The organism is bacterium (assembly GCA_026398675.1).
In the GTDB taxonomy this organism is placed as follows: domain Bacteria; phylum RBG-13-66-14; class RBG-13-66-14; order RBG-13-66-14; family RBG-13-66-14; genus RBG-13-66-14.
The window spans coordinates 1-15179 of record JAPLSK010000117.1; the positions used below are offsets into that span (position 1 = coordinate 1).

Consider the following 15179-nt stretch of genomic DNA (forward strand, 5'->3'; position numbering starts at 1 on the left):
CCGGCGAGGGCGCCCCGCCCCAGGGACCGCCCGTTCTCATGACCCAGGGGGCGGCGGCGGAGCTCCGCGATTCGGGCGTCGGCTCGCCCCGGGTCATCTTCGATTCCCCCGTGGACGGCGCCCTGGTGCGGGAGTCGGTACCCGTGGGCGCGGCGGCTTACGACGCCGACGGCACCGTGCGCCAGGTGGAGTTCTACCTCGACGACCGGGTGCTCGGGGTGGACGGCTACGCCCCCTACGACGCCCTTAACGGCGGCTGGAACCCCGTCTCCGGCGACGCGGCTGTTCCCGACGGACACCACCTCCTCTACGCCCTGGCGGTGGACAACCGCAACCGGGTCGGCTCCGACGCGCTGGTGGTCGAGGTGCGTTCGGGGTCGGGACCGGCGCTCTGCCTGGACACCTCCCGCCCGGCCTACGTCCTGGCCAGCCGCGAGCTCACCGGAGCTTTCGGCCTGGTGAACCGGGGCGACGCCGAGGTCCGCCTGACCCAGCTCCGGGTGGTGTGGAACCGCCGGGGTCTTTTGTTATCCGGGGTGGAGTACGAGGGCGTGAGCTGTTTCAGCGACGCGCAAGGGGTGGAGACGGGAGAGTTGGTCCCGTTGAAGGAGACTCTCGTCCTGCCGCCGGGCGCGAGCGGCGAGTTGGTTTTCCAGTTCATTCCCGGACCGGGCGCCAACAGCCCGAGGTTGGACGGCGCGAGGCTGGCCGTGCTGGCCGCCGACGCCGTGGGGCGGCGGTGGGGGATGAGCTGTTATCTGACCCCGGCCTCCTTCGCGCTCGACCGGCTCCTGGTGCAGGGCTCGGCCTATCTGGACCGCTGGATGGACTACTACCGCCTGGCGCGACTGGTCGTGGGCGACGCCCTCTACTCGGACGAAAGGTATTCAATCATCACCTTTCCAATCTCCTACGACGGCCTGGTTTGGCTCCTGACGGCCGATCGAGATCGGACCAAGGGTCAGGAGGCTGTGCTGGGTCGGGACTTCCTGGGCCGTCTAAGGACCGACAACCGGACCCACGTTTACCTCCTCTACGACGACACCGCCACCCCGCCGATGTGGGTGCGCGACAATTTTCTCAAGAGCCGCTACGTGGCGCTAACCGACAACCCTCGGGCCGACCGCCTGCGCGTCTGGCTGAACACGGCCGAGCCGGGCGAAATTTTCTTCTACGGCAACCACTCCGCCGGGGTCTCCGACAACGCGGACTGCATGTACATGTTGGGTTTCGGCGGGCTTTTCGCCCCGGGCACGGGCGAATAAAGAAAGGAATACCCATGCGCGGATGGATTCCGGTCCTCTTGGTGCTGGCGGTGGTCGTCTCGGCCGAGGGGACGGGAGAGCCGGCCTCGGACTACGCCACGGCGATTCCGGTGACCACCATTGACGAGGAATATGCCTACGTCGCCGTCCAGCCCTGCCCGGAGTGCGGCGGGGTCTTTGCGGTGACGGAGCAGTCGTTGCAATTCGACGACGCGGGCACGCCCTTCGACATCCTCCAAGCGGAGTGCCAGAGCTGCGGCGCGACGCGGGATTTCTACTTCGACGTCTCGGCGCTGCCGTGGTTTTCCGGCGAGTGGGACGAGGAATAGGCCGGACCCGCACATTTTTGCCCCTCGCCCCCATCCCGGTCGGCGCGCCGCTCCCCAAGGGGGCGAGGGGGGTAAATGTAGGGCGGGGATTTTAATCCCCGCCGTTTTTACGTTTCCAACCCCGACCCTCACCCTAGCCCTCTCCCACGGGGAGAGGGGACATGCGGGCGACCGTGGACGGTTGCCCCTACGGATTGGCTCTGCGGTTTGCGGCCGTAGGGGCGGGTCTCCTGACCCGCCCGCTCGTTTATTTACCGCCAAACGCCAAATGTAGGGCTGGGATTTTAATCCCCGCCGCTTTACCCCACACCCCAACCCGCCCCCCAAAGGGGGGCGGGGGATACCCCTCAAAGGGCCGCGAGCCAATTCCGCCCGCTCCCAACCTCGACCGCCAGCGGCACCTGCAAATTGATCAGCCCCTCGCAGGCGTTTTCCATCGCCTCCCGCAGCATCCCGCCCACGCGCTCCTTCTCCCCTTCGGGGCACTCGACGAGTAGCTCGTCGTGGATTTGCAGGAGCAGCCGCGCCCCGCAGTCGCACTCATTCAAGAGCTTCTCGGCGCGGATCATGGCCAGCTTGCAGATGTCGGCGGCGGTGCCCTGGAGCGGCGCGTTGAGGGCGGCGCGCTCGGCGGCCTCCCGGACCGGTCGGTTGGGCGAGTTCAACTCGCCGAAGGGGCGCCGGCGGCCGAAAAGAGTCACCGTGTACCCCAGTTCCCGCGCCCGCTCCAATCCCGAGTCCATCCACGCCCGCACCGCCGGGTATTTCGCGAAGTAGCCGTCTATGAACGCCTTGGCCTCGGCCCGGCCGATGCCCAAGTCCGACGCCAGGCCGTACACCCCCTTGCCGTAGATGAGCGAGTAGTTGACCACCTTGGCGGCGTTGCGCTGGTCCTGGCTCACGTCGTTTTTCTCGACGCCGTAGAGGACGGCGGCGGTGGCGGCGTGAACGTCGTCCCCGGCGCGGAACGCATCGAGCAGCCGCACCTCGCCCGAGATGTGGGCCAGCAGGCGCAATTCGATCTGCGAGTAGTCCGCGGAGACCAGGACGCACCCCGCGGGGGCGACGAAGGCCTTGCGAATCCTGCGCCCCAGCTCCGGGCGGAGGGGGAGGGTCTGCAGATTCGGGTCGCTGGAGGAGAGCCGCCCGGTGGCCCCGGACGCGTGGTGCAGAGTCGTGGGCCTCCTCCCCGAGACCGGAGAAGCCGGTTTTCGTGCGTCGGCCGCCGGGCAGCTTCAGCTCGCCGAAGAGCACCTCGCCGGTCTGCTTGGTGGAGGCCACGTTGAAGGGGTGGCCGGCCAGCTCGTAAGCCCGTTTTTCCAACTCCCCCATTCGGGCGTGCAGCTCGGTGGAGAGCTCCCCGAGCGCCGAGGAGTCCAAGAGAAGCCCCCGCTCCTCCACCGCGGCGATGACCGGCAGGAGCGGCAGCTCGATTTGCCTGTAAACGCGCTCCAGGTCCAATTCCTTGATTTTCTCCGCCAGGACGGGTTGGAGTTCGAGGGCGGCGGCGGCCCGGCCGGCCAGACCCTTCAATTCCGAGCCTCCGTCAACGAGCAGGTCGCCCTGGGCGGGTTGCGCCCCCTCACCGGCGGGCCTTTTTCCGAGGTGCGCCTGGCAGAGCGCGGCCAGGCCCCGCGGGAGACGGTCAGCTTCCAGGAGCCACCCGGCGAGCATCAGATCCTCGGGGCGGGAAATCCGCCGGGCGAGGGGCTTCAGGTCGTAGCCGACCGTGGAGATGTTCGCATCGGCGAGAAGCTCGGCCAGCCAGGGGGGCGGATCGCCGTCGCAGGCCAGACCGTAGCCCGTTCCCGGCTCGGCGGCCAGGCCCAGGGCCTGGATTCGATAGCGCCGCGCCGGCCCGCCCTCGACCTCCAGGGCGATACCCAACCGCCCGCTCCGGCGGATTTTCTCGACGAACTCGTCCGGAGGGCCGGTCGAGATGACCTCCAGACGGGCCTCCGTCCGCTCCACGAGCCCCAGGTCCCGGATGATCCCCGCGAAACGCAGGTTTTGGAGCATTTCCAGCGCCCCGGGTTTCGCCGGGGAAATCATCAGCTCGTCCAGGGGCGGGACCGGCGCGTCCTCGGCCAGGCCGACCATTCTCCAGGTCAGCCGCGCGTCCTCGGCGCCCTTTGTCAAATTCTCGCCCAGCTTGCCCGGAAGGTCGGCGGCGTGGGCGAGAACCCCCTCCAGGTCGGTGTAATCGGCTAAAAGTTTGGCCGCCGTCTTCGGCCCCACGCCGAACACGCCGGGCAGGTTGTCCGTGGAATCGCCGGCCAACGCCAAAAGGTCGCGCATCCGCTCGGGACCGACGCCGTATCGCTCCCGGACGTAGCCCGCGTCGCGCAGGCTCTCCTCCCCTTTTCGGCCGTGGGCGATGTGAACGACCCGCGGGCCGATGAGCTGCATCAGGTCCTTGTCGTGGGTGAAGATGAGCACGTCGTAGCCCGCTTCGAGGCCATTTTTCGTCAGCGCGGCGATGGCGTCGTCGGCCTCGTAGCCGGGCGTCTCCACCATGGGCCAGCCCAGGAGAGGGAAGAGTCTGCGCAGGAGGTCGGCCTGGGGCGGGAGTTCGGGCGGCGCGGGCGGGCGGTTGGCCTTGTACGCGGGAAAAATTTCATCGCGGAAGGTGGGACCGGGTGCGTCGAGGACGAAGGCGACCCGGACCGGACGGTGCCGCTCCAGGAGGCCCAGGAAGAGGCGGACGGAGCCGTAGAGGGCGGCCACGTTCGTACCGTCCCGCGCCGTCAGCGGCGTCTTGATCGAGTGGAATACGCGGAAGAGGAGGGAGTAGCCGTCCACCAGGAGTAGACGGGGCCTGGCCGAGCCGTCGGGCATGGAGTTTCCCCTTTTTGCCAGGATTATAGCAGCAATCCGGGCCGGGAGAGGGCCGGTCGCGATGACGCGGGGGCGGGTGTCCGCACCCGCTTTTTTCTAAGGCAGCCCTCACCCTTAATCCCTCTCCCATAGGGAGAGGGAAGCCGTTTCGCTGTGTGCTAAATGTAGGGCGGGGATTTTAATCCCCGCCGCGTTTTTTCTATAGTAGCCCTCACCCCTAACCCCGTGCCTCGCAGACCTCCCCCGGGGAGAGGGATGCGGCTTCACCACGCCGGTCAATCGCCGCTGGTTTCCTCCTCGGCGGCCGCGGCCTCCGCGGCTTCCTTGGCGGCCTGGGCCTCGGCCAATTCCTTTTCCTTGGCCTCGAGCTGGGCCTTGAGGTCCGCGTTCTCACCCTCGGCGGTATCCACCCGCTCGGTGGCTACCTCCTTCTCCGCTTTGGCCGCATCGTAATCGCCGAGCTCCTTCTCCGACGTGCCGCAGGCCGTCAAGAGCAGACCCGGAATAAGTAGGAGAAACCACCGCATACTTCGCCTCCTTGCGAATGGTGAACGTCAGCCCTGGATGAACTCCTCGAGCTCGCACCGTACCTCGCCGAACCAGGTCAGGCCGGTGATTTTCACGGGAATCTTGTATTCGTCGGCGCTGACCCAGATGTAAACCTGACCGCGCTGGCGGAAGATGCCGGTTTCTTCATCCAGGAGGGGCTGGACGAGGTAGCATTCGAAGGTGCCGGCCGGGACGGTGACGGTTTCCTTCCGGATGACCTTGACCTGGACGGTCTCGTTCCGGGTGGCGTCGGCGTAGGGGAAGGAAAGCGCGCCACCGATACGGATGTCCTGGGCGCGGACGTGATAGAAGGCGGCCAGGGCGTCGCAACCGCTGGCGACGACCCCGTCGAGCACGTCGCCCTCCCGGGTGATGGTGTGGTCTTCCTGGTCGTAGTAGAGAGTCTCGTCGGCCGTGTAGTCACCCTCGACGAGGTGCTTCTCGTAGCGCCGCGTGCCGAGGTTGCTCACGTCGAAGAGGCTCTCGATGTCGTCCTTGACGTAGAAGAAGTCGCTGAAGGCGGTGCTAGAGCGCAGCTCCATGACGAGCTTCAGGCACAGGTGCCCCTCGTAGGTGACCTGCTTGACCACCTTCATGACGCAGATGCCGGCCTTGGTGTCGCCGTAGGAGACGCTGTAGATGAGCTTCTCGCCGGGGCCGAAGGGTAGCTCGTCCGTGCCGGCGAGGGCGGGGAGAGTGAGGGTGGCGACGACGGCTGCAATGCAGAGCATTTTCATGGAGAACCCTTTCGCGTCGGTCGGCGGTTCTCCGGCCTTGGGAAAGAGGGCGAAGGAGTTGGCTCAGTATAGCGGTAATCGGGCCGGGTTTCCAGGCCAATCGCGGCCTCGAGCACGGAGCGGGGTTGGATGGCGTCCAGGTCGCCTTCGGGTCCTGGTGGCGTGATAATCCGCGCCCGGGGGTTCAGCGGGCGCCAGCGGGCTGGGTTGATCGTGGGTTTTCGGTTGAAGAGGGCGACCTGGGGAACGCCGAGGGCCGCCGCCAGGTGCATCGGACCGGTGCCGGAGGAGACGAAGAGGGCCGCGCCCGCGATGAGCGCCGCCAGGCGGTCCAGGTCGGTCAGTCCGGCCAGACTGGCGCACGGACCGTTTAGACCGACGACGACGCCCTCCGCCGCGATTCTCTCCCTCTCTACCCCGGAGACCATGACGCCGTACCCCTTTTCGATGAGCATTCGCGCCAGCTCGCGGTAGTGCCCTGGGGGCCACTCGGTGGCCGAGCCGCCGCTGCCGGGGTGCAGGACTGCGTATTTTCCAAAAATTCCCAGGTTTTTCAAGAAAATTCCGATTTCAGCAACGGCCGTGGGCAAAGGCTCCAGACGCGGTGGCTCGATGCGATTTACCCGTATCCCCAGAGGTCGGAGGAGGGCCAGGGCGAGCGCCGCCTCGTGGGCCCCGGAGCGCCTCCGGCTGATAAACAGCGGCCGGTTGTATGCGAAGCCCCAGAGCCGCCGGGCGTAGCCGATTCTCACCGGCACCCGCGCCGCCCAGGCCGCCAGGGGAATCCTGCCTCCAGGGCTCGCCACGATGACCACCCGCGGTCCGTAGTCCCGGAGAAGCGCCACGGTCCCGGAAAAACCGCCGGGGTCGGGGAGAACCTGGAACCCCGCTCTTTCAAAGGCCCATTCGCCCCGCTCGCCGGCCAGGACGGCGACCTCGGCTTCGGGAAAACTCGCCCGGAGGGCCGCCGCCGCGGGGAGGGTGACCAGGGCGTCGCCCAGGGCGTCGTGTCGGACCAGGAGTATCCGCTCTTTATTCACGTCAATAATGAAAGGGGGTTCCCTTTCAAGCGCCGGGGCCGGACGCTCACTCGTAGGACAGGCCCTCGGAGAGCAGCGCCATGGGGTCCACGGCCCAGGTGGCGAGGCGGACCTCGAAGTGGAGGTGGGGGCCGGTGGCGACGCCGGTTTGGCCGATGGCGCCTATCTGCTGCCCCGCCTCCACCATCCGGCCCTCGGTCACCGCGAGGGCGCTCATGTGGTTGTAGAGGGTGAAAAGGCCGCGGCCGTGGTCTATGCAGACGAAATTCCCCCGAATGACGAACTCCCGGGCGAAGACGACCCTCCCCCGGGCGGCGGCGTATACCGGCGTGCCCTCGGGCAGGCCGCCGAAGTCGGTGCCGATGTGCGACTCGCTCCCGCCGGTGGAGAAGTCCCGCTTCTCGCCGAAGGGGCTGGTGACGTAGCCGCCCACCACGGGACGTCGGAAGGGGCCGGGCTCCCAGAACTGCTCCGGGGTGTAGACAGCCACCGCCTCGTTGACCAGGGCCGATTCGCGCTCGATGGTCTCGGATCCCAGCTTGCTCCCCACACTGGGGGTCAGGACGATGTAGCAGGAGGCGAATTCCCCCTCGTGGACGGTGACGTCGAACTCGTCCGTCTTTGGGCGGCCGTAGGCGTCGGTGTAGGTAATCTCCAGGGGAACCGACCCCGGCTCGGCCAAGAGTCTGCAGGCGGCCAGCGCCCGCCAGCAGCCGTTTTCCGTCGGGTAGAAGTTGAACGGCCGGTCGAAGATTTTACCCTCGGCGCCGGACACCGATCCGGAGAATAAGGCGTCCAGGACGATGGGCCGGCCCTGGACGACCCTCTCCGGCGATACGGTCAGGCTTTCGAGCACGGCGGGCGGCAGCTCCATGGTGAACACCCGCACGGCGGAGGCCGCGGAACGGGCGTCGCGGTCCACGGCCACCGCGCTCACCAGGATGCCGTGTTCCCCCGAGCCCAGCTCGAGCGCGTTCAGGGCGACGCGGAATCGGCCGAAGCTCTTCAGCTCAACCGCGGGGAAGCGCACCGGGTAATCATCCACCCGGACGACCACCTCCCCCAGCACGCCCTCGGGGGCGAGGACGGTGAAGGTCAGCTCGCCGTCCCCGGTGAGCAACTCCCCCTCCAAAGGTGTGACCAGGGTAATCTCCGGGGGGAGGATTTCCGGTTGGCAGGCCGCGATGAAGAGCGCGAGCAGCGGAGCGATTGTGGGCAAGGGGTTTAACCGAGCGAACCGAGCTACGCCCCCGGCGAACCGAGTTATGCCCCCGGCAAACCGAACGAAGCGAGCTATGCCTCCGGCAAAACCCCTTGTTTCCCCAACTTTTTTAAGCGACAAGACGGCCGTCCTGGAGTTCGAGGGCCCGGTCGGCCCAGTCGGAAACCGATGCGTCGTGAGTCACCACGACCGCGGTGAGCCCCCGCCCGGCGACCTGCGCCCGTACAAGGTCCAGCATCTCCCGCCCCGTGGCGCGGTCCAGGTTCCCGGTGACCTCGTCGCCCAGGAGCAGCCGGGGCTCGGTGGAGAGCGCACGGGCCAGGGCCACGCGCTGGGCCTGGCCGCCGGATAGCTGGGATGGGAGGCTCTGCCCCCGGTCGGCGAGGCCCATTTCGGCCAGGAGCTCCGCCGCCTTGGTCCGGGCCTCCTCGAAGGAGAGCCCACGCACGAGGAGCGGCACCGCCACGTTCTCCAGCGCCGTGAGGTAGGGAAGCAGGTTGTACGTCTGGAAAACGAAGCCCACCTCGCGGTTGCGGTAGAGCGATAGCTCGCCGTCCCCCAAGCCGCCGAGGGACCTTCCCCCGACCCGGACCTCACCCGCCGTGGGGACGTCCAGCCCGCCGAGGAGGTTCAACAGGGTCGTCTTCCCCGAGCCGGAGGGGCCGGTGAGCGCAACCACCTCGCCGGGGAGCACGGCGAAGCTCACGTCCGCCAGGGCGTGGACCGTTACGCCGCCCGTGTAATCCTTCGCGAGCCCCCGGACCAGGACGTAGGGTTCAGGCATTCTCCGCTTCCTTGAGTGCATCCCGGGCCAGGCCCAGCACCTCGTCCTGGGGCGGCTGCGAGTCCGGGACGGGGTTCTCCTCGGCCAGCCCTAGGTGTCGCCGGGCCGACTCCGCGTCGCCCGACCGGGCGTCGTAGAAGGCCCGGATGGCGTACACGAGCCCCTTTTGGTTGTCGAAGTCGTGTTCCTCGTAAAGCCGAAGCGCCTCGTCCAGAAGCTCCCCGGCCTCATCCGGCCGACCGATGCGAACGAGGTGATAACCGAGGAGCGAAGCCGTCCGCGCGACGCGGGGGATGTCCTTCGTTCTCCGCGCGAAGTGGAGGCTTTTCCCGAAATCCCGTATCGCCCCTTCCCCGTCGTTCAGCCTGACCTCGATCTGGGCCAGGTTGAACAGCGCCAGGCTGAGCCCCGGATAGTAGCCCATCGCCTCGTACTCTTCGGCGCAGCGGTGCAGGATTGCCAAAGCCTCGTCGAGCCTCGAGACCTCGGTGAGGATGACGGAGAGGTTCAACTGGTTGTCCAGGACGAGGGATCGGTCGTCGGTTCTCTCCGCCAGCTCGATCGCCCGGCGGAGCTGCCGCTCCGATTCCTCGATGCGGTATAGATTGAAGTAGAGGACGGCCAGGTTGCCGTGGACGATGGCCATGGCCCGGACCTCCTCGTCGGTGCGCGGGTCGGGCAGCAGCCCGGCCGCCTCCTCCACTATCTCCGCCGCCCGTTTCGTCCGTTTGGCGAACATGTCGGGGTAGGAGCGGATGACCGCGATCGAAATTTTCAGGAACCGGTCGTCCCCCGCCGCCTCTTCGGCCCGACCGACCCACGTCGGAACCTCCGCGTTGCGGCCCAGCCTCGACAAGGATTGCACGGCGAGACAGCAGGTCTTCGTCGCGATCCGGTTATCGCGGAGCCGCATCGCTTCGTCGAAGGTCTTTTCGATGAACGGCAGCGATTCGTCGGGGCGACCGAGCCGGGATAAAACGTCCGCCAGCGCCAGGCGGGCTCGGTTGGCCAGGGACGGTTCGTCCAGCCCCTCGGCGAGCTCGAGGGCGTGGCGGACCTCGACCTCCGCCGGACCGTAGGAGCCGTAGTTTTTCTTGTTCTCGCCGCTTTTCAGAAAGTACCCGGCGGCCTCCGGCAGATTCCCCGCCCGTTCGAAGTGGGCGGCGATTTCGCCAGGGGCGTAGCTCGCTTTGCTCGGTTCACCCGGCAGCTCGTCCAGGCCCGCCATGGCCTGGGCCACGTCGTGGTGGAGCCGCTTGCGCTCGTTGACCAAAAGCGACCGGTATGAAACCTCGCGCACCAGGGAGTGGCGGAAGAGGTAGGACAGCTCCTCTCTGGAATCGCGCACGGCGAGCCCCGCCGATTCGGCCTCGGCCAGCGCCTCGAGCCGACCGGGCAGGAGGGCTTCTATCAGCCTCTCGTCGAAGCGTTGGCCGATGACGCTGGCCACGCGGAGAATTTCCGCGGAGGCCGGGCTCAGGCGGTCCACGCGGGCGAGGATGGTGGCGAAGACGTTGACGGGCAGCCGCTCGGGGAGATATCCGCCGCCGGCGACCCACCGGTCACCCCGGCGCACTATCAAACCCCGTTCGACGAGGTCCAGCACGAGCTGTTCGAGGAAGAAGGGGTTGCCCTGGGCCCGTTCGAGAACCAGCCGGCGGATTTCGTCCTCCAGCGGCAGGCCGTCCAGGAGCTCTTCGCCGATGCTCCAGATGCCGTCGTCGAGCTCCCCGAGAACTATCTCCTCCGCGCCGATGCTCGTCAGGGGCCGCGTTCCCCGTTCGGCGAAGCGGCCCTCCCCGCGGGCCGTGGCCACCAGCACCAGCCTGCCGACTTCTCCGCAAGCCCGGAGCGCGGATTCGAGAACGCCGGTGGAGGAGTCGTCGGCCCAGTGGAGGTCGTCCACGGCGAGGAAAAGGCCCTCTCCGGCGAGCCCCTTTATCAGAGTGGTGACGCTTTCCACCAGGCTGGACTGGAGCGCCTCGGGGGCGTAGCCGGAGATGGCCCGGCGGTCCGGTTCGAGGTTGAAGACCAGGGCGCCGATGACCGTGCGCCAGCGACGACGGTCGAGGACCGATCTCTCCGGCAGCTCCTTTTCGAAGAGGGCGTCGAGCTTTTCGGCGGTCGAGGCGGGGGTGTCGGTTTCCAGGACGCCGGCCAGGTCCTCGTAGAGGCTCTGCAGGAGTCCGAAGTCGCGGTGCTGCCGGTCCACCCGGCCGGAGACGATCCGGTACCCGGCGGGTTCGGCGCGCTGGGCGGCCTCGACCAAAAGGCGGCTCTTGCCGATTCCGGCGTCGCCCAGGACGTAGAGCGCCCCGTAGCCTTTCTCCAAAAGGCGGTCTATCCTCAACAGTTCCTCGCGGCGACCGACCAGTTCGTAACGGAGCCGGACCGGCTTGATTCCGCCGGACCGCCCCAGGGCCAGCCAGGCGGTGATTTCGCCGGCCTTCCCCTTGACCTTCTTGCGCCAGGCCAGCTCGAGGTTGACGTCCGCGCCGCAAAGTCGGCACGTCTCCTCGGAGACCAGGACCTGCCCCGGACCCGCGGCGTCGAGGAGCCGGGCCGCGAGGTTCACCGGGTCGCCGATGGCGGTGTATTCCCAGGCCGAGGCGCCGCCCACGGGGCCGACATAAACGTACCCGCCGGCCACCGCCGCGCCCGTCAAGCCCAGGTCCCGGACCAGTTCCAGGGCCAGGTTCACCCCGCGGCGGGGGTCGTCGTCGTGGGCCCTGGGGGTCCCCAGGAGTGCGAGCACCGCCTGTCGCTCGTCGAAGGGGACGATTTTGGCCAGCAGCGCCTCGTAGCGTTCGCACGTGCGGTGGGCCTTTATCACCACCTCGTCGAGGGCGTCCGGCGTCGGAGCCGGCGGGAGCAGGGCGAAAACCGCCGTGGTTGGGCGCAGCCCGGCTCGGTGCGGCGGCGGCCGTGGAGGAAGGCGTACTCCCCGGGACCGACGAGCCTTTCCGCCCGCGAAACCTTGACCACCGCGTCACCGGTGAGGACGAGGTGACACCGGTCGGGACCGACGCGCCACAGCTCGAGCTCCATCCCGCTGGCGGCGACGAGATCGGCCTCCAGCCTGTACCGCCGTTTGCCGAACATTTGTTCGCCGAGCCCCGCCACGCGCCGGAGCATCCTGCGGCAGGCCCTCTCCCCGGCGTCGGCGTTCTGGAAATACGCCCAGTAGGCGTCGCCGCCGAACTGGAGGGTATGGCCGCCGCCGGAGGCCACCTCCTCGGTCAGGGCGCCGAAAAAGGCGTTCAAAAGGCCCGTGAGGTGCTCGTTGCCCTCGGGGCCCAGTTTGGTGAGCTCTTCGGTGAGGGGGGTGAAGCCCGTGACGTCCACGAGGCACAGAAGCCCGCCCTCGGCCCGCCAGAGCCTATCGGCGCCCCCGGTCATGGGCTCCTGCCTTCGCCCCCGACTTCGCGGCGGACGAGGTCGGAGGCCCGGAAGAGGGACTCGAAGGTCCCGGCGTCGGTCCACCAGCCGTCCACGAATCCGTGCTCGAGCAGGCCGCGTTTCAGGTAGGCGTTGTTGACGTCGGAGATTTCCAGCTCGTTCCGGCCGCTGGGGGAGAGGCCGCGGATGATGTCCCACACGAGGTCGTCGTAGAAGTAGACGCCTATGACCGCGTAGGGGCTGGCCGGCTTTTTCGGCTTCTCCTCGATGCGCAGAATTTTTCCCTTCCCGTCGAAAACCGGCACACCGAAACGCATGGGATCGGGCACCTCTTTCAACAGAATCCTCGCCCCGCCGGGCTGCGCCTCGTAGGCGCGCGTCTCGTCCCCGATGCCGTGCTGGAGGAGGTTGTCCCCCAGAATCACGCACATCCTGTCCCCGCCGATGAAGTGTTCGCAGAGCCCCAGCGCCTCGGCGATGCCGCCGTGGCCCTTCTGGTAGGTGTAGTTGAGGTGCTCGAGGCCGAGCTCGTGGCCGTTGCCCAGAAGCTCCAGGAACCCGCCGGCGCTCTGGCCGCCGGTCACGAGCATTATCTCGGTTATCCCGGCGGCGATGAGCGTTTCCAGGGGGTAGTAGATCATCGGCCGGTCGTAGACCGGGAGGAGGTGCTTGTTCGTGACCCGGGTCAGGGGGTCGAGGCGGGTTCCGAGACCGCCGGCCAGGACGATGCCCTTCACGCTAACCCTTTCGCCGGGGGCGTTACTTCTTTTACGGCTGCGCCGTCGCGGATACGCCGGGACCGCTATTTCTTTTCGTCTGGGGCGTTACTTCGGTTCGCCGGGGGCGTAGCTCGGTTCGCTCGGTTCGCTCGTTTCGCCGGGGCGTTACTTCGTTTCTCAGCCGTCCACGCGGTTCCAGTCAAAGGGGATGTCGTTGTCGTGGGGGTCGAGGCGCAGCTCGTCGGGGTGGATGTAGTCGTAGGTTCCGGTGGGGATGTTGAGCACCAGGGCCGGCGCGGGACCCAGGGCGGCGAAGCCGTGCTGCACACCGGCGGGGATGAGGACGAGCCGGGGGGATAGGTTGCCGATGATGAACTGGTTCACCGAGCCGTGGGTGGGCGATCCGGGGCGGCCGTCGTAGAGGACCAGCCGGGCGGTGCCGGATATGCACGAGAAGCGGTCGGTCTGAGCGCGGTGCGCGTGCCAGGCCTTGATCACGCCGGGGTAGACGCAGGTGACGTACGCCTGGCCGAAGGGGGCGTCGTCGCCGAAGAAGCCGAAGTCATCGGCGCGCAGAACCTCCATCAGGTAGCCCCGGGCGTCGGGGTTGATGCGCAGCTCCTTGACCAGCACCCCCTCGATCAGCTCGAAGTCCACCCGGTGCTCACCCTTTTTCGCCTTGTCGGGACGGGGGGCGGGCTCCGGTTTTGTCGGGGCGTTACTCGGTTCGCCGGGGGCGTAGCTCGCTACGCTCGGTTCGCTTAGTTTCGCCGACGGTCCCCCGAGCGTCTGGAGGATTTTCTCCATCTTCTCGGCGGTGGAATAGCGGACTTTCGGCTCGGTTGAGTAGAGCAACCGGCGGATGGTCGTGACCTTCAGGCCGCTCTTTAGCGCGATTTCCTCGAACACGCTCTTCCAAAAGCGGGGGTTCTGGTCCCGGTTTTTCGCTATCACACGGCACCGATCGCGGATTTCGTGGGCCATCCGCTTGACCTCCTGCACCGTAATATTCTTCATCCAACCCCCATCTGTGCGGGCTTAAGGCGCTCATCGAACGCCGTAACTATAAACCAGCCGCCCCATTTGGTCAACCAGGCCCTTGCCCCGCGGTCCGGAGTGAGCTAGAATATCAGGTGGATTCGCCGGGGGCGTAGCTAGCTTCGCTCGGTTCGCTCTGTTTGGAGGAGTATGCCCGCACTCGTGGACGCAAACATCTGCGATGGTTGCCTGGGCCGCAGCGGGTGCCGCGGAACCGCGGTTTGCGAGGCGGTATGCCCCGGGGATCTGATGGCCGTGGACCCGCAGACGCTCAAGGCCTACTGCCGGAATTCCTCCGATTGCTGGGACTGCTGCGCCTGCGTCAAGGCGTGCCCCACGGGGGCCGACAAAGATTCCGTAAATTAAGTAACATAAAATTAGATTTATTAGGTTTCCTTTGATAAGGAGTTAGTCTCATGGATTGGCTTGGCGCAGTGATTATATTTTGTGTAGTGCCGGGGTTCGTGGCCGGCATTATCGGCGAGGGGAAGGGGAAACGAGGCGCCGGCATCGCGCTGGGCCTTTTCCTCAGTTGGCTCGGGGTCATTATTATAGCCTGTTTGCCCCTCTCCGACGATGCGATGCGCGCGCGGGAGTATGAGAAAATGACATTAGCCGAACGCCGACGCTTTAACCAACAACAACGTGATGCGGAGAACGCTCCGGAGCTTGAGAGAGAAAGGCGCGAGCAGGAGATGGCGGTGAAGCGCGAGCAGGAGAGTATCGATCGGGAGAAGTATGTAGCGTTGGAGGAAGCCTACCTAGAGGCGGCGGTGCGAGAGCAGGAGAATGGGGAGAGGATAGCGGCGTCGAAGCTCGAGCAAGAGCATAAGGAGATGATGGAGGCGAAGCGTGATCAGGAGTATAAGGAGATGTTGGCGGCGGTGAGCGGAGGCAGGGAGGTCATAAAGGTAAGGTGCTCCAAATGCGGCGCCCTGGTGAATGAAGGGGTCAAGTTCTGCTCGTATTGCGGCACGCCGATGGCGGCGGTGAGCGTAGGCAGGGAGGTCGTAAAGGTAAGGTGCTCCAAATGCGGCGCCCTGATGAATGAAGGGGTCAAGTTCTGCGCGTATTGCGGCAAGCCGATGTAGACCTGATAATTAATGTTACAGCCCGCCGGGGTTATTGAACCGACATGACAAGGGCGGTCCGGAGAAAACGGTGAATTTCTAGGGGGATGATTCACAGCTTTTTTATTGACAAAAGTACCTTAAATTAAGTAGCATAAAATCGGATTTAATAAGTTTTATTTTAAGGTG

The 15179-nt window shown here is 66.5% G+C and carries 14 protein-coding genes and 1 pseudogene; 4 read left to right on the forward strand and 11 right to left on the reverse strand.

The genetic code is table 11. From position 1 onward, the window contains the following. Together NTW26_02765 and NTW26_02770 are read left to right on the forward strand one after the other, a co-directional pair. The coding region (locus tag NTW26_02765) for an Ig-like domain-containing protein (protein MCX7021195.1) at positions 1 to 1265 on the forward strand (1265 nt) is incomplete at its 5' end. Between the two features lie 14 nt (positions 1266 to 1279). Next, on the forward strand, positions 1280 to 1594 hold the full coding sequence (locus NTW26_02770) for a hypothetical protein (GenBank protein ID MCX7021196.1): 315 nt from the start codon (positions 1280 to 1282) through the stop codon (positions 1592 to 1594). Between the two features lie 347 nt (positions 1595 to 1941). Here the strand turns inward: NTW26_02770 and NTW26_02775 are convergent, their stop codons facing one another. The 11 genes and pseudogenes from NTW26_02775 to NTW26_02825 form a co-directional block, all read right to left on the reverse strand. Then, positions 1942 to 2766: a DNA polymerase gene (locus NTW26_02775; protein MCX7021197.1), complete on the reverse strand. Its 825-nt coding sequence runs from the start codon at positions 2764 to 2766 to the stop codon at positions 1942 to 1944. Positions 2767 to 2803: 37 nt separating this feature from the next. Then, positions 2804 to 4432: pseudogene (locus NTW26_02780) on the reverse strand (hypothetical protein). A gap of 275 nt (positions 4433 to 4707) precedes the next feature. After that, positions 4708 to 4959 (reverse strand): hypothetical protein, encoded by a 252-nt coding sequence (locus NTW26_02785; protein MCX7021198.1) that lies wholly within the window; start codon positions 4957 to 4959, stop codon positions 4708 to 4710. A 27-nt stretch (positions 4960 to 4986) separates the two neighbouring features. Beyond that, a complete protein-coding gene (locus NTW26_02790; GenBank protein MCX7021199.1) occupies positions 4987 to 5718 on the reverse strand; it encodes a DUF3108 domain-containing protein in 732 nt (243 codons plus the stop codon). Further along, positions 5715 to 6758 carry a glycosyltransferase family 9 protein gene (locus tag NTW26_02795; protein ID MCX7021200.1) on the reverse strand — a complete coding sequence of 348 codons (1044 nt, stop codon included), beginning with the start codon at positions 6756 to 6758 and terminating at the stop codon, positions 5715 to 5717. Before NTW26_02795 ends, NTW26_02790 begins: the two co-directional genes overlap by 4 nt. A 46-nt stretch (positions 6759 to 6804) precedes the next feature. Further along, positions 6805 to 7977, reverse strand: a complete 1173-nt coding sequence (locus NTW26_02800; protein ID MCX7021201.1) for a M23 family metallopeptidase — start codon at positions 7975 to 7977, stop codon at positions 6805 to 6807. 112 nt (positions 7978 to 8089) lie between these two features. Then, complete coding sequence (locus tag NTW26_02805) at positions 8090 to 8764, reverse strand: ABC transporter ATP-binding protein (GenBank protein ID MCX7021202.1); 675 nt, start codon at positions 8762 to 8764, stop codon at positions 8090 to 8092. After that, a complete protein-coding gene (locus NTW26_02810) occupies positions 8757 to 11597 on the reverse strand; it encodes a tetratricopeptide repeat protein (GenBank protein MCX7021203.1) in 2841 nt (946 codons plus the stop codon). Before NTW26_02810 ends, NTW26_02805 begins: the two co-directional genes overlap by 8 nt. Next, positions 11594 to 12163 (reverse strand): hypothetical protein, encoded by a 570-nt coding sequence (locus NTW26_02815; protein ID MCX7021204.1) that lies wholly within the window; start codon positions 12161 to 12163, stop codon positions 11594 to 11596. The genes NTW26_02810 and NTW26_02815 overlap by 4 nt, the downstream gene beginning before the upstream one ends. Further along, complete coding sequence (locus NTW26_02820; GenBank protein MCX7021205.1) at positions 12160 to 12900, reverse strand: sugar phosphate nucleotidyltransferase; 741 nt, start codon at positions 12898 to 12900, stop codon at positions 12160 to 12162. Before NTW26_02820 ends, NTW26_02815 begins: the two co-directional genes overlap by 4 nt. A 159-nt stretch (positions 12901 to 13059) precedes the next feature. Continuing rightward, positions 13060 to 13527 carry a dTDP-4-dehydrorhamnose 3,5-epimerase family protein gene (locus tag NTW26_02825; GenBank protein ID MCX7021206.1) on the reverse strand — a complete coding sequence of 156 codons (468 nt, stop codon included), beginning with the start codon at positions 13525 to 13527 and terminating at the stop codon, positions 13060 to 13062. 543 nt (positions 13528 to 14070) lie between these two features. On the opposite strand from NTW26_02825, the gene NTW26_02830 reads away from it, so the two are divergent. Together NTW26_02830 and NTW26_02835 are read left to right on the forward strand one after the other, a co-directional pair. Beyond that, positions 14071 to 14286, forward strand: coding sequence for a hypothetical protein (locus NTW26_02830; protein ID MCX7021207.1), 216 nt, complete (start codon positions 14071 to 14073; stop codon positions 14284 to 14286). A 50-nt stretch (positions 14287 to 14336) separates the two neighbouring features. Then, complete coding sequence (locus NTW26_02835; protein MCX7021208.1) at positions 14337 to 15011, forward strand: zinc-ribbon domain-containing protein; 675 nt, start codon at positions 14337 to 14339, stop codon at positions 15009 to 15011. Positions 15012 to 15179: the final 168 nt, after the last annotated feature.

Excerpts from the sequence above, each read along its gene's own strand:
- NTW26_02770 (MCX7021196.1), top strand. The coding sequence starts at position 1,280 with ATGCGCGGATGGATTCCGGTCCTCTTGGTGCTGGCGGTGGTCGTCTCG.
- NTW26_02785 (MCX7021198.1), bottom strand. The coding sequence starts at position 4,959 with ATGCGGTGGTTTCTCCTACTTATTCCGGGTCTGCTCTTGACGGCCTGC.
- NTW26_02790 (MCX7021199.1), bottom strand. The coding sequence starts at position 5,718 with ATGAAAATGCTCTGCATTGCAGCCGTCGTCGCCACCCTCACTCTCCCC.
- NTW26_02805 (MCX7021202.1), bottom strand. The coding sequence starts at position 8,764 with ATGCCTGAACCCTACGTCCTGGTCCGGGGGCTCGCGAAGGATTACACG.
- NTW26_02815 (MCX7021204.1), bottom strand. The coding sequence starts at position 12,163 with ATGACCGGGGGCGCCGATAGGCTCTGGCGGGCCGAGGGCGGGCTTCTG.
- NTW26_02830 (MCX7021207.1), top strand. The coding sequence starts at position 14,071 with ATGCCCGCACTCGTGGACGCAAACATCTGCGATGGTTGCCTGGGCCGC.
- NTW26_02835 (MCX7021208.1), top strand. The coding sequence starts at position 14,337 with ATGGATTGGCTTGGCGCAGTGATTATATTTTGTGTAGTGCCGGGGTTC.